This is a genomic window from Pseudomonas sp. 10-1B, from assembly GCF_000935045.1.
GTDB lineage: Bacteria > Pseudomonadota > Gammaproteobacteria > Pseudomonadales > Pseudomonadaceae > Aquipseudomonas.
Genome location: NZ_JYKS01000057.1, coordinates 1 through 21,176 on the forward strand (window position 1 = coordinate 1; position 21,176 = coordinate 21,176).

A 21,176-nucleotide genomic window follows, 5' to 3' on the forward strand; every position below is an offset into this window, starting at 1 on the left:
AACCACAGCGTTCAGGATCTGTGGAGGTCCTGTGGGAGCTGGCTTGCCGGCGATGGGCTGCAGAGCAGCCCCACTGGCCCTGTCAGGCCACCTCAGGCTCACAGCCCTTGAGTACCATGCGGATGATGGTCTCGGCCGCCGCGTCATAATCGCTGTCGGCCAGCTTGGCCTTGCCGGTCACTGCAGAAATCTGCCAGTCGAAATCGGCATAGGTCTGGGTCGCCGCCCAGATGCTGAACATCAGGTGATGCGCGTCCACATGGGCGATCTGCCCGCGGTCGATCCAGCGCTGGATGCACTCGATGTTGTGCCGAGCCTGTTCGTTCAACTGCTCCACCTGGTTCGGTGACAGGTGCGGGGCGCCGTGCATGATCTCGCTGGCGAATACCTTGGAGGCATGCGGCAGGTCGCGTGAGATGCGGATCTTCGAGCGAATGTACGCGCTCAGCACTTCCTTCGGATCGCCGTCGGCATTGAATGGCGTCGAGGCCTGCATGATCGGCGCGATGATGCTCTCCAGGACCTCGCGGTAGAGGTTGTCCTTGGATTTGAAGTAGTAATACACGTTCGGCTTGGGCAGGCCGGCCTTGGCCGCGATATCGCTGGTCTTGGTGGCGGCGAAGCCCTTGTCGGCGAATTCCTCGCTGGCCGCGCGCAGGATCAGTTCCTTGTTGCGCTCGCGAATGGTGCTCATGGTCAGGGATCTTCCTCGTGTCTGGCCACCTCTAAGAGGGATCGGGCATGGTAGCACCGCGCTCGACGGGCGCTCAAGGCAGCGGCTTTGGGCTAGAATCCGAGGCACTCACTCATCTGGATGCAGGCAAATATGGCAGGAAGCAGTCTACTGGTGCTGATCGACGACATCGCCACGGTGCTCGATGACGTCTCGGTAATGACCAAGGTGGCGGCGAAAAAGACCGCGGGCGTGCTGGGCGACGACCTGGCGCTGAACGCCCAGCAGGTCACTGGCGTGCGTGCCGAGCGCGAAATCCCGGTGGTGTGGGCGGTGGCCAAGGGCTCGATGGTGAACAAGGCCATCCTGGTGCCGGCGGCGCTGCTGATCAGTGCGTTCATCCCTTGGGCGGTGACGCCGTTGCTGATGCTTGGTGGTGCCTACCTGTGCTTCGAGGGCTTCGAGAAACTGGCGCACAAGTTCTTGCACAGCAAGGCTGAGGATGAGGCCGAGCATGAAGCGCGCAAGGAGGCAGTGGCCGATACCAATATCGACCTGGTGGCCTTCGAGAAAACCAAGATCAAGGGCGCGGTACGTACCGACTTCATCCTTTCGGCGGAAATCATCGCCATCACTCTGGGCACTGTGGCCGATGCGCCGCTGACTCAGCAGATCATCGTGTTGTCGGGGATAGCCATTGTCATGACCATCGGTGTCTACGGGCTGGTGGGCGGAATCGTCAAGCTGGATGACCTGGGGTTGTGGATGACCCAAAAGGCGTCACGCCTGGCCCAGGCGTTCGGTAACGGCATTCTGCGGGCAGCGCCGTACATGATGAAGAGCCTGTCCGTGATTGGTACGGCGGCCATGTTCCTGGTGGGCGGCGGGATTCTGGTGCATGGCATCGGGCCGCTGCATCATGCCATCGAAGCGTTCAGCGCAGGGCGTGGTGGGGCGTTGACCGGGGCGCTGCTCAACGGCCTGGCCGGGGTGGTGGCAGGTGCCGTGGTACTGGCAGTGGTGGCGGTTGCCGGGAAGTTGTGGCGGGCTCTGCGGCCAGCGGCCTGAGTTGTATGGCCGGGGCTTTGCCCCGGTTCGCGGGCTTGCCCGCTCCCACAGTACAGTGAATGTCCTGAACCTGTGGGAGCGGGCAAGCCCGCGAATGGGCCGCAGCGCGGCCCCTTGCTCAGGTCAGAAGTGAACCTTGACCAGGAAGCTCATGGTGTTCTGGTCGGTGGTGAAGGCATCGCTGTCCTTGATGCCATACTTGTTTTTCCAGTAGTCGTACTCGATACCTACGTACAGCTGCTTCTCGCCCAGGTGCAACGCCTTGCCCAGGTCATACTTGACCTGCGGGTTGAAGTGCAGGTTGGCCTGGTAGGTGCCACGGCGGTTCTCGTCGTTGTCCACCACCCAGTCCATGAAACCATCGATCAGCACGTCGGACGAACCGACCGGGATGGTGTACGACCACACCGGGGTGATCTGCCACACGTTGTCACCCGGGCGGCTGCCGTCGGTAGTGCGCTGGTAGAAGTTCAGCTGGAAGTAGTCGAAACCGGGGATGGCCAGGTCGAAGCCGGGGCCGATCAGGTAGGACTCGGTATCACCCTCGCCAAACTCGTAGGTCATGGCCAGCAGCACGTCCTTGATCGGGCCGAACTCCAGCTTCTGGTCGAAGATCTTGCCGAACGACAGGCGCGGGCTGATCTCGCCGTAATAGGTGTTGGGGCCGTTGTTGGCGTCCTTCTTGCCCTGGTAGAAGATCTTGTCGACGAAGATGAAGTTATCGCCGTACTTCCAGCCGTCGGCGTGCTCGAAGGTGACGGTTTGCTGGATTTCAGGGTTGACCTTGAAGTTCTTGCCCCACAGGTAGGTCAGGCTGTTGTTCTGCCATTGCAGCAGGTCGCCAGCGAAGGTGGTGCCGCAGGCCAGCAGGCCGCCGGCGAGGATCAGGCTATTGATGGTACGCATTGCGAGTGTCGCTCCCTTGGTTGATCTGTTGTCAGCGCTCTGTGTAGGCGCTTTTTTGTCTTTCGAGTCAGCTTTTTTCGATAGGCCATAGCTGTTTGGCAAGGGTTGAGCCAACTTTTCCGGGTTGGCAAAACGTTCCTGCTCGACTTCGTTCTGAACGGATGAAAAGGGTCTTTCAGGCTGGCAACACGTTGGCCAACCGCCCGAATTCATTGACTGAGCGGTCAGTAAACGCAGGCAGAATCCTTTCTGCCCTGATCGAGGGGGCGCGCAGATTACTGGCTTGCGCGCCGGGCCTCAAGCGCTCCGTCCTGGAGCGTGGTGCTACGAACTTGTGCGTTTGGTCAGCTTATTAGAAGTGCACCTTGATCAGGGCACTGGCGACGCTCTGGTTGCTGTCCAGGTTGCCGCGGCTGTCGATACCGTACTTGTCCTTCCAGTAGCTGTACTCGAAGCCCACGTAGAGCTGCTTGGCACCCAGGCTCAGCGCCTTGCCCAGGTCGTACTTGACCTGCGGGTTGAAGTGCAGGTTGGCGTGATAGGTGCCGCGGCGGGTCCGGTCGTTGTCGGTGACCCAGTCCATGTAACCGTCGATCAGAATGTCGGATTTGCCCACAGGAATGGTGTACGACCAGCCGGGGGTGATCTGCCAGACATTGTCACCGGGGCGGCTGCCCTCGGTGTTGCGCACGTAGAAGTTGAGGGTGAAGTAGTTGAAGCCGGGGATATCCAGGTCGAAGCCAGGGCCGATCAGGTAGGCCTCGTTGTCGCCCTCGCCACGCTCGTAGGTCATGGCCAGCAGCACGTCCTTGATCGGGCCGAAGGCCAGCTTCTGGTCGAATATCTTGCCGAACGACAGGCGCGGGCTGAATTCACCGTAGTAGGTGGTGCCGCCTTTGCTGGCGTCGGGTTTGCCGTTGTAGAAGATCTTGTCGACGAACATGAAGGTGTCGCCGTACTTCCATTTGTTGGCGTGCTCGAAGGTCACCGTCTGCTGGATGCTGGGGTTGACCTTGAAGTCCTTGCCATACAGGTAGGTCAGGCTTTCGCCGTGCCACAGCAGCCATTCGCCGGCGTGGGCGGGGAGAGTGGCCAGCAGGCTGCTGCCCAGCAAGAGGGACGAGGTGATGCGTTTCATGTTGTGGTTCCCGGACTTATTGTTTTTGTAGGGTTTTTTTGGCGCACAGGCGCCCCGGGCGGCCCATTCCGGCGGGCCGACGGTGTCGCGTTTACGGCGAGGCGAGGCAGGGGCGGCGTTGCGCCGCCCCCTTGGCTCAATGTTGGTGACAGGCGTTGTTATGTGCCGCGCGGTCGGCGCCACCGAGGATGTTGAACAACACGTTCAACACCAAGGCACTGACCGTAGCCATGGCGATGCCACTGTGGGTGATGGGTTCCATCCACTGCGGCATCTGCGCGAAGAACTCCGGACGTACCACGGGGATCAGGCCGAAGCCGACGCTCACCGCCACCAGCAACTGGTTGCGGCGGTCGCCGATGTCCGCCTCCTGGAGAATCTTGATCCCGGTGGCGGTGACCATGCCGAACATGGCGATGGACGCGCCGCCCAGTACCGCAGGCGGGATCGAGGCAATCAGGAAGGCCGCCTTGGGCAGCAGGCTGAGCAGGATCAGCAGCGCGCCGGCCACGATGGTGACGTAGCGGCAGCGCACCCCGGTCATCTGCACCAGGCCGATGTTCTGGGCGAACGAGGAGTGGGTGAAGGTGTTGAAGAAGCCGGCGATGAACGACGCGCCGGCATCGCACAGCAGGCCGCGGCGCAGCATGCCTGGTGTGACTTCGCGATCGGTCACCTTGCCCAGGGCCAGGAACATGCCGGTGGACTCGACGAAGATGATCACCACCACCAGGCACATGGACAGGATCGGTGCCAGGCTGAAAGTCGGCATGCCGAAGTGCAGTGGGGTCACCACTTGCAGCCACGGCGCGTCGTTCAGGCCCGACAGGTCGACCATGCCGATGGAACCGGCCAGGATGTAGCCCAGGCCCATGCCCACCAGCACCGAAACGTTGACCCAGAAGCCGCGCATGAAGCGGTTGATCAGCAGGATTACCGCCAGCACCAGGCCGGCTACCAGCAGGTAGATCGGTGAGCCGAAGCTGTCTGCTTCATGCCCGCCACCAGCCCAGTTGACCGCCACCGGGAACAGTGACAGGCCGATCGAGGTGATCACCGTACCGGTGACCAGTGGCGGGAAGAAGCGTACGACCTTGGACATGAACGGCGCGATCAGCATGCCGAAGAAGCCGGCGGCGATGGTCGCGCCGAAGATCCCCTGCAGGCCCACGCCGGGCATGCCGGCCATGGCTACCATGCTGCCGACGGCGGCGAAACTGGCACCCATCATCACCGGCATGCGGATGCCCACCGGGCCGATACCGAACGACTGGACGATGGTGGCGACGCCGGCGACCAGCAGGTCGGCGTTGATCAGGAAAGCGACTTCTTCACGGGACAACCCGGCGGCCTGGCCGATGATCAACGGCACGGCGATGGCGCCGCCGTACATCAGCAGAACGTGTTGCAGGCCAACCAGGATCAGTTGGAACAAGGGCAGAGGCTCTCGCGGCGGCGCAATGGGGATATACGCCTTGCGTGACTCGGACATGCAGCACCTCGAGTTTTGTTTTTATTCTCGGATCCAAGCGGCAAGCTCCAGGCGGCAAGCTTCAAGTAAAAGCTTGGTTTTCCGCGTTGGAGCCTGACGCTCGATGCTTGCTTGTTACGTAACACATGGAGCTTGAGGGCGGATTTACCGGCCTCTTCGCGGGCAAGCCCGCTCCTACAGGGGAGGGTGGTCCCCCTTGGCGCGGGTTGCCTGGCGAGGTGCTATCAGTTGACCGGGGCGCCTTTGGCGATCCAGTCGCCGACGAGCTTGCGCTCTTCGGTGGTCATCTGGGTGATGTTGCCCAGCGGCATGATCTGGCTGGCGACCGCTTGCGCTTGAATGCGCGCGGCCTGGGCCTGGATCTGCTGCGGGGTGTCGAACATCACGCCGGCAGGCGCGGCGCTGAACAGTGGGCTGGTCGGCTTGGACGAGTGGCACACGGTGCAGCGTTCCTGGATGACATTGTGGATCTTGTCGAAGCTGTCGCCGCCAGCCTTGGCCGTGGCCTGGGCAGGGGCTTCAGCCGGCGCGGCAGGTGCTTCGGCAGCCTTGGCTACGTCCTCGGCACGCTGCTCGGCAGCGGTCTTGCCACCGACAGCGGTAGCAGGCAACGGCTGGTACTCGATCTGCGCCGCAGCTTGCTCTGGGCTGACTGCCATCGGTTTCGGACCGGTGACGTAGGCCAGGCAGATCATCGCCAGGGCGCCGACCGGCAGGGTCCAGGCGTACTTGTTGCTGTCGTGGCGGGTGTTGAAGTAGTGGCGGATCAGCACCGCGGCTACTGCAATGCCAGCCAGGATCAGCCAGTTGTACTGGCTACCGTAGGTGCTCGGGAAGTGGTTGCTGATCATGATGAACAGCACCGGCAGGGTGAAGTAGTTGTTGTGGCGCGAACGCAGCAGGCCTTTGGCCGGCAGTACCGGGTCGGGCGTCTGGTTGTTCTCGATCGCCGCCACCAGCTGGCGCTGGGCCGGCATGATGATGCGGAACACGTTACCGACCATGATGGTGCCGATGATCGCGCCGGTATGCAGGTACGCACCACGGCCGCTGAACACCAGGCTGAAGCCCCAGCACGCGGCGATGATCAGCACGAACAGCACACCACCGAGCAGCGCTGGCTTCTTGCCCAGGGGCGAGTCGCACAGGAAGTCATAGATGAACCAGCCGGCGATCAGCGAGCCGATACCGATGGCCACACCTTCGGCACCGCTCAGGGTGCTGCCAGGGGCCAGCAGGTACAGCGTCGGGTTCCAGTAGAACACCACGCACAGCAGGGCGATACCGGACATCCAGGTGAAGTAGGCTTCCCATTTGAACCAGTGCAGGTTTTCGGGCATTTTCGGTGGTGCGAGCTTGTATTTCTCCAGGTGGTAGATACCACCGCCGTGAATCGCCCAGAGATCACCCGACAACCCATCGCGCGGGTTGCTTCGGTTCAGGTGGTTCTCCAGCCAGACGAAGTAGAACGATGCACCGATCCAGGCTACACCGGTGATCATGTGAACCCAGCGAATGCTCAGGTTCAGCCATTCGTGAAGGTGTGCTTCCACAGTATGTACCTCTTGCCGGTCACCCGCTCGGGCGATGCCTTTGCATGACCGACCTTTTCTTATTGGTGGGGATTGAGGATCAGCATCTGTTCCTCGGTGAAGTAATGCTCGTCGCAGTTGTTGCCGGAACCACTGCGATCAACCACCAGGAAGTCATCCCGCTTTTCGATCGTCAGCACCGGGTGGTGCCAGACGCCGCGATGGTAATTAACGCCCTGCCTGCCGTTACTGCGGAAGGCTCGGACCAAGCCTGATACAGGTGCATCGCCAACCGGCGCGACCACGATCAGAAAGGGGTTGCCGAGCAGCGGGATGAAAGCCTGGCTGCCCAGCGGATGGCGTTCCAGCATGCGCACGGTCAGCGGCATGTCCAGCGCGTCGGCGCGGAAGATGCTGATGATCGCCTTGTCTTCAGGCTCGGCGGTTTCGACCGTGGCGAGCTTGTGGAAGCGCATGGTCGAGCCGTTGTTGATCATGAAGTGGTCGCTGCCATCGGTTTCGATCACGTCTCCGAAGGGGGCGAAGGCTTCTTTGGTCAGGGGCTCGATCATCAGGGTGCGCATGCGGGTCTCTCTTATATGTTCGTTGTACTGAAAAAGATTCGGCTGTCGCTTACAGCTGCAGCAGGCGGAACAGGGCGATCAGGTTGATCTGCGCCAGGGCTTCCTTGAACTCGGCATCGGTATCGTTGTGGATGCGCTTTTCGAAGGAGGCGAGGATCTGATGCCGGTTGCTGCCTTTTACCGCCATGATGAACGGGAACTGGAACTTGGCCTTGTAGGCGTCGTTCAGCTCGGTAAAACGGGCGAACTCTTCGGCGGTGCACTGGTGAATACCGGCGCCGGCCTGTTCGTTGGTGCTCGATTCGGTCAGCTCGCCCTGGATGGCGGCCTTGCCGGCCAGGTCCGGGTGAGCGTTGATCAGCGCCAGCTGGTCGACGTGGTTGGCGCTGAGCAGAATGTCGCTCATGCGCTGGTGCAGCGCCTCGATCTCGTCCAGCTCGCCCAGTTGGCCCAGGTCGTAGGCTTTTTCGGCAACCCACGGCGAATGCTCGTAGATATCGGCGAAGGCCTTGACGAAGGCGTCACGGTCCAGGGCGGAAGGCTTGAGGGTGTTGAAGGCGGTCATCAGGCGTTCTCTTTCTTGTACGGGTGGGTGGTGTGCCAGTGGCGGGCGATGTCCACGCGACGGGCGAACCAGACCTGGTCATGGCTTTTGGCGTAGTCGACGAAGCGCTTCAGCGCGGCCAGGCGCGCCGGGCGGCCGACCAGGCGGCAGTGCAGGCCGATGGACAGCATCTTCGGTGCTTCGGCGCCTTCGGCGTACAGCACATCGAAGGCGTCCTTCAGGTACTGGAAGAACTGCTCGCCGCAGTTGAAGCCCTGTACCTGGGTGAAACGCATGTCGTTGGTGTCGAGGGTGTAGGGGATCACCAGGTGCGGCTTGCCGGTGGGGTTGTTCGGCTCCCAGTAGGGCAGGTCGTCGTCGTAGGTGTCGCTGTCGTACAGGAAACCACCTTCCTCCATTACCAGGCGGCGGGTGTTTGGGCCGGTACGGCCGGTGTACCAGCCCAGCGGGCGCTCGCCGGTGATTTCGGTGAGGATACGGATGGCTTCGAGCATGTGCTCGCGTTCCTGGGCCTCGTCCATGTACTGGTAGTCGATCCAGCGGTAGCCGTGGCTGCAGATTTCGTGGCCGGCTTCGACCATGGCGCGGATCACGTCGGGGTGGCGCTGGGCGGCCATGGCCACGGCGAAGATGGTCAGTGGCACGCCGCTGTCCTTGAACAGCTTCAGCAGGCGCCACACGCCGGCACGGCTGCCGTATTCGTACAGCGACTCCATGCTCATGTTGCGTGCGCCCTGCAGCGGCTGGGCAGCGACCATCTCGGACAGGAAGGCTTCGGACTCCTTGTCACCGTGCAGGATGTTGCGTTCGCCACCTTCCTCATAGTTGAGGACGAAAGACAGCGCGATGCGAGCGTTGCCCGGCCATTGCGGGTGAGGAGGGTTGTTGCCGTAACCGATCAGGTCGCGAGGGTAGTCAGCGCTCACTGCAGTCTTCCTTCTTGTGCGTTAGTGCGGGGGGTGGGCGGGCCGCGTCGGTATGTCGCACCACCGGATGGGCTGATTGTATACAACTTCTGAAATCTTTTGTAAGCCTGTTTTTCCGCATTTCTTCCCTTTTGTCGCCTCGAAGCGACCTGGAAAAACAGTGCAAGAAACCTGCCTGATTGGTCAGCTAATGACATTGGGGTCGGCACTGGCCCTGTATTTGCGACCGATGGGTCGGTTATGGGCAAGAATCGTGGGGTGCGGCAGAAGGGATCAAAAAATTGTGTACAATTTTGCGGTGGAATGTCTTAATGGCGTCATTCCCGCACATCGCAGGCCTGTTGGCGTGATGATGGCCGTGTATTTTTTGCCCACAGATTGAACAAGAGGCGACAAGCAATGGGACGTTTGACCACACACGTACTGGATGCCGCGCATGGTTGCCCGGGCAGCTCGATCAAGGTCGAGCTGTACCGAGTCGAAGGCCAGCAGCTGGAGCTGGTGAACACCGCCCTGACCAACAGCGATGGCCGCGTCGACGCGCCGTTGCTGCAGGGTGACGACTACCGCACTGGCGTTTACCAACTGCAGTTCAGCGCCGGCGACTATTACCGTGCCCGCGGCGTGCAACTGCCGGCCCAGGCGTTCCTGGATGTCGTCGTGCTGCGCTTTGGCATCGACGAGCAGCAGGAGCACTACCACGTGCCGCTGCTTATCTCGCCATACAGCTATTCGACCTATCGTGGAAGCTAGTTGGTCGCTAGAAGAATCTTCGTAGGTCCTTGGCCCGCTCTCACACTGGCGGGCTTTTTTTATTTTCGGATATTTGGCACTTCATCGCCTGGATAGAGAAGTATTCTCCCCGTTTTGTAGCGAGAATGATCATGGGGCGAGACAGCTATGCCGCCCGCAATGTTTGCAAATATAGCTACGATTGCAGCCCCTACTTGTTCGTTTGAGCCACTGTGATGAGCCTCCTTTGCAACCTCATACCATTCAAGGACTGTTTCGAAAAACATACTTGATTCGCTGATGCTCCTCCTCAGAGGCCTGGCGTCAGGCGTGAGAGGGGAGCCATTACCCAAGTGGTGGTGACTTTGGGATCTATTGATATAGCTTTCCCCCTTCCAGACTGGAAGGTTCTTGTCACCATTTGCCCCCATACGTTTGTTTATCACAACAACGGTTCTGCCATATACCGTTGATGTATCGACCTCCTCGTGCACTCGCTTGCGAATCGGTGAGAATTGCTCATAAGGCACATTGCCAGGGGAGACTATGTGCTTGATCGTGTTGCCCATGCCCTTGAGCACTTCCCAAATAGAATGCCCGTCACGGTCAACCCGGTTGATAGGGTCTCCCTGGCAGTAGGCGTATGCATTGATGCCGCCTCTTCCAAACGGGCTCACATTATCTGGGCTGCAGAATCTGCCCTGCGTCGGGCTGTACAGGCGGTAGCCGTTGCCAAGCGGGTAACAACTGGAAACCGGGTCCCGGAATTCGCCATTGAAACCAATCCGGCCTTTGCCTGCCGCTGCGTAGCCATAAGGGGTGTAGGCACAGGTGCTGAGCATCAGCATGCGCATTGGGACGTCTCTGGCAATTACGCCTGTGCAGTTTTGAGTATTTGTATCAGGCCCCGACGAATATCACACCTGGCAAAAATGTCAGTCCGGTGCGGTCAGTGTGGGAGCGGCCTTGCGTCGCGAAAGGGCTGCGCAGCAGCCCCAGAAATCTTCATCGCGGCACAGATCCTGGGGCCGCTACGCAGCCCTTTCGCGACGCAAGGCCGCTCCCACAGGGAGGCCGCGCCGGGAATGACAAAAGGGCGCCGAGGCGCCCTTTGTTGGTGCGGTTGAGGTCAGAGGAACACGAACTTGGCAATAAAGATCGCGCACAGCACCCACAGGCTGGCCGAGATTTCCTTGTACTTGCCGGTACCCGCCTTCAACGCCACATAGCTGATGAAGCCCAGGGCGATACCATCGGCAACCGAGAAGGTCAGCGGCATCATGATCACCGTGACGATCGCCGGAATGCTGTCGGTGGCCTCGTCCCAGTGAATGTGCGCCATGCTGCCCATCATCAGCATCGCCACGTAGATCAGCGCACCGGCGGTGGCGTAGGCCGGAATCATCCCGGCCAATGGCGCGAAGAACATCGCCGCGACGAACAGCAGGCCGACTACCACGGCGGTCAGGCCAGTGCGGCCACCAGCGGCCACGCCCGCAGCACTTTCCACATAGCTGGTCACCGGCGGTACGCCGACCACGGCGCCGAACACGCTGGAGGCGCTATCGGCCTTCAATGCCCGCGACAGGTTCTCGATACGGCCATCCGGCGCCACCAGGTTGGCCCGTTGCGCCACCCCCATCAGGGTGCCGGCGGTGTCGAACATATGCACGAACAGGAACGCCAGCACCACGCTGATCATGCTGACGTTGAACACGCCAACCACGTCCATGGCCATCCAGGTCGGCGCCAGGCTCGGTGGCATCGACATCACCCCGCCGAACTTGACCAGCCCCAGGCCCCAACCGGCCAGGGTGACACCGATGATGCTGATCAGGATCGCGCCGAACACCCGCTTGTAGCTGAGAATGGCGATCAGCAGGAAGCACACCGCTGCCAGCAGCGGCCCGGGCTCATGCAACGAGCCCAGCTTGATCAGCGTGGCTGGGCTGTCGACGATGATGCCTGCCGTCTTCAGGCCGATCAGCCCGAGGAACAATCCGACGCCGGCCCCCATGGCATGGCGCAGGCTGACCGGGATGCTGTTGAGCAACCATTCGCGCACTTTCGACAAGGTCAGGAACATGAACAGCACGCCGGAGAGGAATACCGCCCCCAGCGCCGTTTCCCAGTTGTAGCCCATGGTGCCGACCACGGTGTAGGTGAAGAAGGCGTTGAGCCCCATGCCCGGCGCCAGGCCCACCGGCCAGTTGGCGTACAGGCCCATCAGCAGGCAGCCCAGCGCGGCGGCGATGCAGGTGGCGACGAAGGCGGCACCATGGTCGATGCCGGCGTCGGCCATGATGTTGGGGTTGACGAAGATGATGTAGGCCATGGTGATGAAGGTGGTCACCCCGGCGATCAGCTCGGTCCTGACAGTGCTGCCGTGTTGCTTGAGTTTGAAAATCCGCTCCAGCCAGCTCGTTTCGAGCGGTGGGGCGAGATCCAGCGTAGGGGCTTCGGATTTGCGGCTTTCCACAGCGAGTACTCCTCAAGTCTTTCTTGTTGTTATGGAGCCATTTTCCTGCGCAATGCACTTGGCGGCTCCGCGAGGGAAGGCAGACGTCTGACCGTTTGTTGACTTTCAGGTCAAGAAGTCGCTCGGTGGATTATGCTTTTGTGTACAAATAAAGCAAATAATGTTTTATCTTTTGTGTGCGCAATACGTCGTACAACGGCTATATAGGTAAAACGCCTCCTGCGGAATCGCCTCAGCCTGTGTACAATGGCGCCATACTTTCTCTTCGTGCCTCGAGAGCCCATGAACGAACAGCTGCAACCTCTGAAAAAACCTGCGCGTGCCGGCAAGGCTGGTCGCAGTGGTACCCAGGATGACATCGTCTACGCGCATATTTTCGAGGCTATCCTCGAGCAGCGTCTGGCCCCGGGCACCAAGTTGAGCGAGGAAGCGCTGGGCGAGATCTTCGGCGTCAGCCGCACCATCATCCGCCGTGCCCTGTCGCGCCTGGCCCACGAGAGTGTGGTGTTGCTGCGGCCGAACCGCGGCGCGGTGGTGGCCAGCCCGACGGTGGAAGAGGCGCGCCAGGTGTTCTTCTCGCGGCGCATGGTCGAGCGTGCCATCACCGAACTGGCCGTGCAGCATGCCACCCTCGAGCAACTCAACGAGCTACGGCAGATGGTGCGTGAAGAGCGCGACAGCTTCTCGCGCGGTGACCGTGGGGCTGGCATTCGCCTTTCCGGCGAGTTCCACCTCAAGCTGGCGGAGGCCGCGGGTAATGCACCGCTGGTCAGCTTCCAGCGCAGTCTGGTGTCGCAGACTTCGCTGATCATTGCCCAGTACGAAAGCGGCAACCGCTCGCATTGCTCGTATGACGAGCACATGCAACTGATCGATGCCATCGAGGCGCGCGATGCCGAGCAGGCGGTGAGCCTGATGATGCACCACATGGACCACATCGACAGCAAGCTGAACCTGGACGAGGAGAGTGCCTCGGACGATCTGCATGCGGTGTTCTCGCATTTGCTGAAAAAGCCCAAGGTTTCGCTCAAGGGTTGATCGTTTGCCTGTTCAGGCACAGCACAGGCCTCACACCCTATCTGTGGGAGCGGGCATGCCCGCGAATCAGGCGCCGCGCCGTATGGCACCGGCTGCGCCGGTGTTCGCGGGCATGCCCGCTCCCACAGGGTCTCCTGCCATTTCTGGCCATCAGCCAAACGTCTGCTAAATTCTTGTGGGCAAACCTTCATCAAGCAGTTGGGCTTGCGCATCCATTGCGTTCCACTACTTGAGGAAAGGTCCATGACCATGTCTCTGGGTACACGAATGGGGGCCGAGCTGATCGGCACCTTCTGGTTGGTCCTCGGTGGCTGTGGCAGTGCGGTTCTCGCAGCCAGTTCCCCCATCGGCATCGGTGTTCTCGGTGTTGCCTTCGCCTTCGGCCTCACTGTACTGACCATGGCCTTCGCCATTGGCCATATTTCCGGCTGTCACCTCAACCCCGCCGTGTCGTTCGGGCTGGTGGTGGGCGGGCGCTTCCCGGCCAAAGAACTGCTGCCCTATGTGATCGCCCAGGTCATCGGCGCCATTCTGGCCGCCGGGGTGATCTACCTCATCGCCAGCGGCAAGGCCGGTTTCGAGCTGTCCGCGGGCCTGGCATCCAACGGCTACGCCGACCACTCGCCTGGCGGCTACACGCTGGGGGCGGGCTTTGTCAGTGAAGTGGTGATGACGGCGATGTTTCTGGTGGTGATCATGGGCGCCACGGACGCGCGGGCGCCGGCTGGCTTTGCCCCGATCGCCATCGGTCTGGCCTTGACCTTGATCCACCTGATCTCGATCCCGGTGACCAATACCTCGGTCAACCCCGCGCGTAGCACGGGGCCGGCCTTGTTCGTCGGTGGCTGGGCGCTGCAACAGCTGTGGCTGTTCTGGGTAGCGCCGCTGATCGGGGCTGCAATCGGCGGCGCGCTGTACCGGGGCCTTGCCAAAGAACCTTAGCGCTGGTGCACGCAACGCCCGGCGGCGTAGGTTTCACGTACGGTGCGGTCGTCGCCCAGGGTGGTGAGCACGAACAGGGTCTCTTCGATGCTGTTGGACTGCTGGATGCGGTAGTCCAGCAGCGGCGTGGCCTTGTAGTCCAACACCACGAAGTCGGCATCGTTACCCGCGCGCAGGCTGCCGATGCGGTCGTCCAGGCGCAGCGCGCGGGCGCCGCCGAGGGTGGCCAGGTACAGCGATTTGTACGGGTGCAGGCGCGCGCCTTGCAGTTGCATCACCTTGTACGCTTCGTTCAGGGTGTTGAGCAGCGAGAAGCTGGTGCCGGCGCCGACGTCGGTGCCCAGCCCCACGTTGACCTTGAAGCGCTCGGCCTGGGGCAGGTTGAACAGGCCACTGCCGAGGAACAGGTTGGAGGTGGGGCAGAAGGCCACGGCCGAGCCGGTTTCGGCCAGGCGCTGGCATTCGTCGTCGCACAGGTGCACGCCGTGGGCGAACACCGAGCGCTCGCCCAGCAGCTCGAAGTGGTCGTAGACGTCGAGGTAACCCTTCTGCTCGGGGAACAGCGACTTGACCCAGTCAATTTCCTTGAGGTTTTCCGACAGGTGCGTGTGCATGTACACGCCAGGGTGTTCCTTGAGCAGTTGCCCGGCCAGGGTCAGCTGTTCCGGGGTGCTGGTCGGGGCGAAGCGCGGAGTCACCGCGTAATGCAGGCGGCCCTTGCCGTGCCAGCGTTCGATCAGCGCTTTGCTTTCGGCATAGCCCGATTCGGCGGTGTCGGTCAGGTAGTCCGGGGCGTTGCGGTCCATCATCACCTTGCCGGCAATCAGGCGCAGGTCCAGGCGCTCGGCCTCTTCGAACAGGGCATTGACCGATTCCGGGTGCACGCTGCCGAACACCAGCGCGGTGGTGGTGCCGTTGCGCAGCAGTTCCTTGAGGAAGATCTTCGCCACCTGGTCGGCGTGGCCTTTATCGGCGAACTGCTTTTCGCAAGGGAAGGTGTAGGTATTCAGCCAGTCCAGCAGTTGTTCGCCGTAGGAGCCGATCATGCCGGTCTGCGGGAAGTGGATGTGGGTGTCGATGAAGCCCGGGGTGATCAGCGCATCCTGATAGTGCTCGACCGGGATGTCGGCATCCAGGGTCGGCAGCAGTTCGCTGGCGTGGCCAACGGCACTGATGCGGCCATCGTCGACCACCAGCAGGCCGTCTTCGAAGTACTCATGGGACGCCTCCAGGCCCACCTCGGCCGGGTCGGCGATGCTGTGCAGGATGGCGGCACGGTAGGCTTTGCGGGTAACGGTCATAACACACTCGTCAAATGGCTTGGCTGCGCCGGGAGGGCGGCAGCAACTGGGCAATGGGGCCGGCATTGGCGGCAGCGTCGTGCTGGCCGAAGCAGGCGTTGTAGGTGGCGATGATTTCGCCGGCGATGGACACGGCGATCTCGATGGGCAGCTTGCCCTTGACCTCGGCCAGGCCCATCGGGCAGCGCATGCGCGCCATCACCGCGTCGTCGTAGCCGCGCTCGCGCAGGCGGTGCTCGAACTTGACCCGTTTGGTCTTCGAGCCTATCAGGCCGAACCAGGTGAAATCGTTGCGCTTGAGAATGGCGGCGGTCAGTTCCAGGTCGAGCTGGTGGTTGTGGGTCATGACGATGCAATAGCAGCCTGGCGGCAGCTCTGCCACTTCGTCTACCGGCTCCTCGCTGACCACCTTGGTCACCCCGTCGGGGATCAGGGCAGGGAATTCCTGCTCGCGCGAGTCGATCCAGCGCACCCGGCAGGGCAGCGCGGCGAGCAAGGGTACCAGAGCCCGGCCGACATGGCCCGCGCCGAACACGGCGATCTGTGCCTGCACCGCGGCCATGGGCTCGAACAGCAGCACGGTGACGCCGCCGCAGCACTGACCAAGGCTGGCGCCGAGGCTGAAGCGCTCCAGGTGCGGGGTGGTGCGCTGCTCTTCGAGCATTTGCCGGGCGATGTGCAGGGCCTTGTATTCCAGGTGGCCGCCGCCGATGGTGTCGAACAGGCCGCTGGCGCTGACCACCATCTTCGAGCCGGCATTGCGCGGGGTCGAGCCGCGCTCCTCGATGATGGTCACCAGCACGCAGGCTTCGCCACGGGACTGGTGGTCGGCGAGGGCGTTGATCCATTGGTGCATGATGCAACCTCTCTATGTTGCGTCGCGATCCCTGTGGGAGCGGCCTTGTGTCGCGAAAGGGGCGCGCAGCGGCCCCAGGATCTGTGCAGCTTTGAAGATTTCTGGGGCCGCTGCGCGGCCCTTTCGCGACACAAGGCCGCTCCCACAAAAAAGCAGAGCGGCGGCGTTACTGGGTTACGGTTTCCAGTTCCGCTTCGGCAGGTTGCGCGACAGCCACCGCCTTGCGCATCTGCTCACAGCCCCACAACACACGCTCCGGTGTCGCCGGTGCATCCACCTGCGGCTGCACGCGATAATCGGCGAGGCTGGCCACGGCATCCTTGACCGCACACCAGGCGGCGATGCCGAGCATGAACGGCGGCTCGCCCACGGCCTTGGAGTGGAACACGGTGTCCTCAGGGTTCTTGCGGTTTTCCACCAGCTTCACCCGCAGGTCCAGCGGCATGTCGGCCACCGCCGGGATCTTGTAGCTGGCCGGGCCGTTGGTCATCAGCTTGCCCTTGGCGTTCCACACCAGTTCTTCGCTGGTCAGCCAGCCCACGCCCTGGATGAAGCCGCCTTCCACCTGGCCGATGTCGATGGCCGGGTTCAGCGAGTCGCCCACGTCGTGCAGGATGTCGGCGCGCAGCATCTTGTATTCGCCGGTCAGGGTGTCGACGATCACCTCCACGCAGGCAGCGCCGAAGGCGAAGTAGTAGAACGGCCGGCCGCGCGCCTGGTTGCGGTCGTAGTAGATCTTCGGCGTGCGGTAGAAACCGGTGCTGGACAGCGACACCTGGGCGAAGTAGGCCTGCTGCACCAGTTGCTCGAAGCTGACGATCTGGTCGCGCACGCGTACATGGCCGTTGCGGAACTCGACGTCTTCCTCGGTTACCTGGTAGTGCCGCGCGGCGAACTCGGTCAGGCGCTTCTTGAGGATTTCGGCCGCATTCTGCGCCGCCTTGCCGTTCAGGTCGGCGCCACTGGAGGCCGCGGTCGGCGAGGTGTTGGGCACCTTGTCGGTGTTGGTAGCGGTGATCTGGATGCGGCTGAAATCAACCTGGAAGATCTGCGCCACCACCTGTGCCACCTTGGTATTCAGGCCTTGGCCCATCTCGGTGCCGCCATGGTTCAAGTGGATGCTGCCGTCGGTATAGATGTGGATCAGCGCGCCGGCCTGGTTGAGGAAGGTGGCGGTGAACGAGATGCCGAATTTGACCGGCGTCAGCGCCAGGCCCTTCTTCAGGACCGGGCTGTTGGCGTTGAAGCGGCGGATCGATTCGCGGCGCTCGGCATAGTCGCTGCTGGCTTCCAGCTCGGCGGTCATTTCCTCGAGCATGTTGTGCTCGACGGTCTGGTAGTAGTGGGTGACGTTGCGCTCGGTCTTGCCGTAGTAGTTGACCTTGCGCACCGCCAACGGGTCGCGACCCAGATGGCGGGCGATATGGTCCATCACCTGCTCGATGGCGACCATGCCCTGTGGGCCGCCAAAGCCACGGTAGGCGGTGTTGGAGGCGGTGTTGGTCTTGCAACGGTGGCCGTGCACGGTGGCATCGCCCAGGTAGTAGGCGTTGTCGGAGTGGAACATGGCGCGGTCGACGATCGAGCCGGACAGGTCGGGCGAGTAACCGCAGTTGCCGGCCAGGTCGAAGTTGATGCCGTGCAGGCGGCCGTCGTCGTCGAAGCCCACGTCGTACTCGACGTAGAATGGGTGGCGCTTGCCGGTCATGGTCATGTCTTCGACCCGCGGCAGGCGCATCTTGGTCGGCTGGCCGGTCAGGCGCGCGACCACCGCGCACAGGCATGCCGGGCTGGCGGCCTGGGTTTCCTTGCCGCCGAAGCCGCCACCCATGCGGCGCATGTCCAGCACCACCTTGTTCATCGGCACGTCGAGTACTTCAGCCACCAGCTTCTGCACTTCGGTGGGGTTTTGCGTGGAGCAGTAGACGATCATGCCGCCGTCTTCGGTGGGCATCACCGAAGAAACCTGCGTTTCCAGGTAGAAGTGCTCCTGGCCGCCGATGTGCAGGGTGCCTTGAATGCGGTGCGGGGCGCTGGCCAGGGCGGCAACGGAATCGCCACGCTGGTGGGTGTGGCTGTCGAGCACGAAGTGCTTCTTGCGAAACGCCTCGACCAAGTCCAGTACCGGTTCCAGGTCTTCGTATTCGACGATGGCGGCCATGGCCGCGCGGCGCGCGGTGTCGAGGTCGCGGGCAGCCACTGCGAGCACCGGCTGGCCGAAGAACTCGACCTTGTCGATGGCCAGCAGCGGGTCGCCGGCCACCACCGGGCCGATGTCCTTCAGGCCGGGGATGTCTTCGTGGGTGATGGCGATACGCACCCCCTCGAAGGCATAGCACGGCGTGGTGTCGATGCGCAGGATGCGCGCATGGGCACGGTCGGCGGTGCGTGCATAGACGTGCAACTGGTTGGGGAATTCCAGGCGATCGTCGATGTACACCGCCTCGCCGGATACATGCTTGTCGGCGCTGTCGTGCTTGACGCTGCGGCCGACGCCGGTGGTCAGGTCCTGGCTGAACAGTTCGGCCATCTCGGCCTGGCTCTTGGCTACGTGATGGTTAGACATAAGCGGTCACCCGGGTTTCGATGTGCGGCGTTTGCTGTTCGATGAAGTACTTGCGCAGCAGGTTCTGTGCGGTCAGCAGGCGGTATTCCTTGCTGGCGCGGAAGTCGCTGAGCGGGGTGAAATCTTCGGCCAGGGCTTGGCAGGCACGTTCGATGGCTGCCTGGTTCCACGGCTTGCCGCGCAGTGCTGCCTCACAGGCGCGGGCGCGTTTGGGTATCGCCGCCATGCCGCCGAAGGCGATGCGCACACCGCTGACCACGCCGTCTTCGATGCTCAGGTTGAAGGCGCCGCACACGGCGGAAATGTCATCGTCCAGGCGCTTGGACACTTTATAGGCGCGGAACGCCCAGTCCTCGCTGGCGCGCGGCACGATGATCTTCTCGATGAACTCGCTGTCCTGGCGGGCGGTGATGCGGTAGTCGATGAAGTAGTCTTCCAGTGCCATGGTGCGTTGGCGCTCGCCCTGGCGCAGGACGATCTGCGCGTCCAGGGCGATCAGCAGGGGCGGTGAGTCGCCGATCGGCGAGGCGTTGCCGATGTTGCCGCCCAAGGTGCCCTGGTTGCGGATCTGCAGCGAGGCGAAGCGGTGCAGCAGGGCGCCGAAATCGGGGTATTCCTCGTTGAGTGCGCCGTAGCAGTCGGTGAGCGGGGTGGCGGCGCCAATTTCCAGGTGGCTGGCGGTTTTTTCGATGCGCTTGAGTTCGGCCACGTGGCCGACGTAGATCATCACCGGCAGGGTCTTGTGGAACTGGGTGACTTCCAGGGCCAGGTCGGTGCCGCCGGCCAGCAGGCGCGCTTCCGGGTGCGAGCTGTACAGCTCGGCCAGGTCGGCCACGGTCAGCGGTACCAGGCAGCGCTTGTCGCCGCTGTTCAGCTCGCCGGCCTGGGTCGGCGCAATGGCCTTGAGGCGGCTGATGGTCTGCGCCTGCTGGGCGTCGAACTGGTCGCGGCACGGCTGGCGACAGCTCTGCTCGGCGGCGTCGAGGATCGGCCGGTAGCCAGTGCAGCGGCACAGGTTGCCGGCCAGGGCTTCCTGGGCCTGGTGCAGGTCGGGGCCGCTGCTGTTCTTTTGCAGGGCGAACAGCGACATGACGAAGCCGGGGGTGCAGAAGCCGCATTGCGAGCCATGGCAATCGGCCATGGCCTGTTGCACGCTGTGCAATTGGCCCTGGTGCTTGAGGCCTTCGACACTGATCAGTTGCTTGCCGTGCAAGGACGAAACAAAGGTCAGGCACGAGTTGAGGCTGCGGTAGCGCAGGCTGTCGTTGCCCTGGTCGTCCTGGGTCAGTTCACCCACTACCACGGTGCAGGCGCCGCAGTCGCCACTGGCGCAGCCCTCCTTGGTGCCGGGTTTGCCCAGGTGCTCGCGCAGGTATTGCAGCACCGTCATGTTCGGGTCCAGGGCGTGCTCGCTGCGCAGCTCCTGGTTGACGAGAAACTGGATCACGGGGATAGCCTCGCAATGGTTTTATTGTTGTTGGGCGGACTCTAAGCAAGACCTGTCCAGCTGGTCAATATTTTTCTGACTCAAAGGTCAAGAAATTGCTCGTATGCATTCCCGGCCCAACACTTTGCCCATATCCCAAGCATAGATCGCGCCGGGCGTGTGGCGGCCTGGCAGGTCAAATAAACCGCCTGGCCCCTCTGCGCGATAACCGGCCAAGTACGCTACAATCCGCCCCTTGTGCCCAGTTCAATGATTTTGAAGGAAAACCATGACGTTCAAGGCCCCGGACAGCCTTTCCGAGCAGATTGCCGATTACCTGGCCGAACGCATCATCCGTGGCGAGCTGGCGCCAGGCGAGCGTATCCAGGAGCAGAAGGTCACCCAGGCACTCAACGTCAGCCGCGGCTCGGTACGCGAAGCGCTGCTGATCCTCGAACGCCGTCACCTGGTGGCGATCCTGCCGCGCCGGGGTGCCCACGTGACCGAGCTCGACGAGCACAGCGTGCGCAGCCTGTGTTCCCTGATGGGCGAGTTGTACATTCTGCTGGGCAACGCGGTTGCGCAAAAATGGCGCACCGATGCCGACCTGCGCCCGTTCCTGGAGATCCAGCAGCGCCTGCAGCACGCCCATGACCAGCTGGATATCAAGGCCTTCGTTGCCGACAGCTTCGCGGTCATGCGTGCCGCCTACCCGTTCGCCGACAACCCGTACCTGCAGGAAACCGTGGAAAACCTGCAGCCGGCCATGAGCCGCGCCTATTACCTGGCCCTGGACCAGCGCCAGGCCAGCACGGACGATTACCTCGAACTGTTCGCCCGCTTGCTCGACGCCGTGGTCGCCCGCGACCTGCCGCGCATTCGCGAGGTGCTTACCGCTTATTGCCAGCGCAGTTGCGAACTGGTGCTGGCGGCGCTGGCCCGAGGCTGACCG

The 21,176-nt window shown here is 62.4% G+C and carries 19 protein-coding genes; 5 read left to right on the forward strand and 14 right to left on the reverse strand.

Annotation, left to right across the window (positions count from 1 at the left end; all coding sequences use genetic code 11):
* Window positions 1–82: 82 nt before the first annotated feature.
* Complete coding sequence (locus TZ03_RS24730; RefSeq protein WP_014590197.1) at window positions 83–694, reverse strand: TetR/AcrR family transcriptional regulator; 612 nt, start codon at window positions 692–694, stop codon at window positions 83–85.
* A gap of 132 nt (window positions 695–826) precedes the next feature.
* On the opposite strand from TZ03_RS24730, the gene TZ03_RS24735 reads away from it, so the two are divergent.
* A complete protein-coding gene (locus tag TZ03_RS24735) occupies window positions 827–1,741 on the forward strand; it encodes a DUF808 domain-containing protein (protein ID WP_051101012.1) in 915 nt (304 codons plus the stop codon).
* A 123-nt stretch (window positions 1,742–1,864) separates the two neighbouring features.
* Here TZ03_RS24735 and TZ03_RS24740 read toward each other — a convergent pair whose 3' ends face one another.
* From TZ03_RS24740 to puuE, 7 genes are all read right to left on the reverse strand, one after another.
* Complete coding sequence (locus TZ03_RS24740) at window positions 1,865–2,647, reverse strand: outer membrane protein OmpK (protein WP_051101013.1); 783 nt, start codon at window positions 2,645–2,647, stop codon at window positions 1,865–1,867.
* A 352-nt stretch (window positions 2,648–2,999) separates the two neighbouring features.
* The gene (locus TZ03_RS24745; RefSeq protein ID WP_051101014.1) at window positions 3,000–3,785 is read right to left on the reverse strand and encodes an outer membrane protein OmpK; all 786 of its coding nucleotides are present in this window, start codon (window positions 3,783–3,785) and stop codon (window positions 3,000–3,002) included.
* 136 nt (window positions 3,786–3,921) lie between these two features.
* On the reverse strand, window positions 3,922–5,277 hold the full coding sequence (locus tag TZ03_RS24750) for a nucleobase:cation symporter-2 family protein (protein WP_051101015.1): 1,356 nt from the start codon (window positions 5,275–5,277) through the stop codon (window positions 3,922–3,924).
* Window positions 5,278–5,501: 224 nt separating this feature from the next.
* Window positions 5,502–6,830, reverse strand: a complete 1,329-nt coding sequence (locus tag TZ03_RS24755) for a urate hydroxylase PuuD (protein ID WP_051101016.1) — start codon at window positions 6,828–6,830, stop codon at window positions 5,502–5,504.
* Window positions 6,831–6,889: 59 nt separating this feature from the next.
* Window positions 6,890–7,393: an ureidoglycolate lyase gene (locus tag TZ03_RS24760; protein WP_012315446.1), complete on the reverse strand. Its 504-nt coding sequence runs from the start codon at window positions 7,391–7,393 to the stop codon at window positions 6,890–6,892.
* A gap of 49 nt (window positions 7,394–7,442) precedes the next feature.
* On the reverse strand, window positions 7,443–7,958 hold the full coding sequence (gene uraD, locus TZ03_RS24765; protein WP_051101017.1) for a 2-oxo-4-hydroxy-4-carboxy-5-ureidoimidazoline decarboxylase: 516 nt from the start codon (window positions 7,956–7,958) through the stop codon (window positions 7,443–7,445).
* Window positions 7,958–8,884, reverse strand: coding sequence for an allantoinase PuuE (gene puuE, locus TZ03_RS24770; protein ID WP_051101018.1), 927 nt, complete (start codon window positions 8,882–8,884; stop codon window positions 7,958–7,960). Before puuE ends, uraD begins: the two co-directional genes overlap by 1 nt.
* 399 nt (window positions 8,885–9,283) lie before the next feature.
* On the opposite strand from puuE, the gene uraH reads away from it, so the two are divergent.
* Window positions 9,284–9,637: a hydroxyisourate hydrolase gene (gene uraH, locus TZ03_RS24775; protein ID WP_003259496.1), complete on the forward strand. Its 354-nt coding sequence runs from the start codon at window positions 9,284–9,286 to the stop codon at window positions 9,635–9,637.
* Between the two features lie 59 nt (window positions 9,638–9,696).
* On the opposite strand, the gene TZ03_RS29290 is transcribed toward uraH, so the two are convergent.
* Both TZ03_RS29290 and TZ03_RS24780 read right to left on the reverse strand, forming a co-directional pair.
* On the reverse strand, window positions 9,697–10,470 hold the full coding sequence (locus TZ03_RS29290; RefSeq protein WP_082056719.1) for an RHS repeat-associated core domain-containing protein: 774 nt from the start codon (window positions 10,468–10,470) through the stop codon (window positions 9,697–9,699).
* A gap of 275 nt (window positions 10,471–10,745) precedes the next feature.
* Entirely contained in the window at window positions 10,746–12,095 is a 1,350-nt protein-coding gene (locus TZ03_RS24780) for an NCS2 family permease (RefSeq protein WP_051101019.1), read from the reverse strand.
* Window positions 12,096–12,377: 282 nt separating this feature from the next.
* On the opposite strand from TZ03_RS24780, the gene TZ03_RS24785 reads away from it, so the two are divergent.
* The gene (locus tag TZ03_RS24785) at window positions 12,378–13,133 is read left to right on the forward strand and encodes a GntR family transcriptional regulator (RefSeq protein WP_051101020.1); all 756 of its coding nucleotides are present in this window, start codon (window positions 12,378–12,380) and stop codon (window positions 13,131–13,133) included.
* Between the two features lie 243 nt (window positions 13,134–13,376).
* Window positions 13,377–14,075 carry an aquaporin Z gene (gene aqpZ, locus TZ03_RS24790; protein WP_051101021.1) on the forward strand — a complete coding sequence of 233 codons (699 nt, stop codon included), beginning with the start codon at window positions 13,377–13,379 and terminating at the stop codon, window positions 14,073–14,075.
* Here aqpZ and guaD read toward each other — a convergent pair.
* The 4 genes from guaD to xdhA form a co-directional block, all read right to left on the reverse strand.
* Window positions 14,072–15,376, reverse strand: a complete 1,305-nt coding sequence (gene guaD / locus TZ03_RS24795) for a guanine deaminase (protein ID WP_051101022.1) — start codon at window positions 15,374–15,376, stop codon at window positions 14,072–14,074. The genes aqpZ and guaD overlap by 4 nt on opposite strands.
* A gap of 10 nt (window positions 15,377–15,386) precedes the next feature.
* Window positions 15,387–16,232, reverse strand: coding sequence for a xanthine dehydrogenase accessory protein XdhC (xdhC, locus tag TZ03_RS24800; RefSeq protein WP_051101023.1), 846 nt, complete (start codon window positions 16,230–16,232; stop codon window positions 15,387–15,389).
* A 166-nt stretch (window positions 16,233–16,398) separates the two neighbouring features.
* Window positions 16,399–18,798 (reverse strand): xanthine dehydrogenase molybdopterin binding subunit, encoded by a 2,400-nt coding sequence (gene xdhB, locus TZ03_RS24805; protein ID WP_051101024.1) that lies wholly within the window; start codon window positions 18,796–18,798, stop codon window positions 16,399–16,401.
* Window positions 18,791–20,245 carry a xanthine dehydrogenase small subunit gene (xdhA, locus tag TZ03_RS24810; protein WP_051101025.1) on the reverse strand — a complete coding sequence of 485 codons (1,455 nt, stop codon included), beginning with the start codon at window positions 20,243–20,245 and terminating at the stop codon, window positions 18,791–18,793. Before xdhA ends, xdhB begins: the two co-directional genes overlap by 8 nt.
* Window positions 20,246–20,513: 268 nt before the next feature.
* Here xdhA and TZ03_RS24815 point away from each other — a divergent pair, with 268 nt between their 5' ends.
* On the forward strand, window positions 20,514–21,173 hold the full coding sequence (locus TZ03_RS24815) for a GntR family transcriptional regulator (RefSeq protein ID WP_051101026.1): 660 nt from the start codon (window positions 20,514–20,516) through the stop codon (window positions 21,171–21,173).
* Window positions 21,174–21,176: the final 3 nt, after the last annotated feature.

What these genes read in the sequence shown, in the direction of transcription:
- TZ03_RS24730 (WP_014590197.1), bottom strand. Translation starts at nt 694, where the DNA reads ATGAGCACCATTCGCGAGCGCAACAAGGAACTGATCCTGCGCGCGGCC.
- TZ03_RS24735 (WP_051101012.1), top strand. Translation starts at nt 827, where the DNA reads ATGGCAGGAAGCAGTCTACTGGTGCTGATCGACGACATCGCCACGGTG.
- TZ03_RS24740 (WP_051101013.1), bottom strand. Translation starts at nt 2,647, where the DNA reads ATGCGTACCATCAATAGCCTGATCCTCGCCGGCGGCCTGCTGGCCTGC.
- TZ03_RS24745 (WP_051101014.1), bottom strand. Translation starts at nt 3,785, where the DNA reads ATGAAACGCATCACCTCGTCCCTCTTGCTGGGCAGCAGCCTGCTGGCC.
- TZ03_RS24750 (WP_051101015.1), bottom strand. Translation starts at nt 5,277, where the DNA reads ATGTCCGAGTCACGCAAGGCGTATATCCCCATTGCGCCGCCGCGAGAG.
- TZ03_RS24760 (WP_012315446.1), bottom strand. Translation starts at nt 7,393, where the DNA reads ATGCGCACCCTGATGATCGAGCCCCTGACCAAAGAAGCCTTCGCCCCC.
- uraD (WP_051101017.1), bottom strand. Translation starts at nt 7,958, where the DNA reads ATGACCGCCTTCAACACCCTCAAGCCTTCCGCCCTGGACCGTGACGCC.
- uraH (WP_003259496.1), top strand. Translation starts at nt 9,284, where the DNA reads ATGGGACGTTTGACCACACACGTACTGGATGCCGCGCATGGTTGCCCG.
- TZ03_RS29290 (WP_082056719.1), bottom strand. Translation starts at nt 10,470, where the DNA reads ATGCGCATGCTGATGCTCAGCACCTGTGCCTACACCCCTTATGGCTAC.
- TZ03_RS24785 (WP_051101020.1), top strand. Translation starts at nt 12,378, where the DNA reads ATGAACGAACAGCTGCAACCTCTGAAAAAACCTGCGCGTGCCGGCAAG.
- aqpZ (WP_051101021.1), top strand. Translation starts at nt 13,377, where the DNA reads ATGACCATGTCTCTGGGTACACGAATGGGGGCCGAGCTGATCGGCACC.
- guaD (WP_051101022.1), bottom strand. Translation starts at nt 15,376, where the DNA reads ATGACCGTTACCCGCAAAGCCTACCGTGCCGCCATCCTGCACAGCATC.
- xdhC (WP_051101023.1), bottom strand. Translation starts at nt 16,232, where the DNA reads ATGCACCAATGGATCAACGCCCTCGCCGACCACCAGTCCCGTGGCGAA.
- xdhB (WP_051101024.1), bottom strand. Translation starts at nt 18,798, where the DNA reads ATGTCTAACCATCACGTAGCCAAGAGCCAGGCCGAGATGGCCGAACTG.
- TZ03_RS24815 (WP_051101026.1), top strand. Translation starts at nt 20,514, where the DNA reads ATGACGTTCAAGGCCCCGGACAGCCTTTCCGAGCAGATTGCCGATTAC.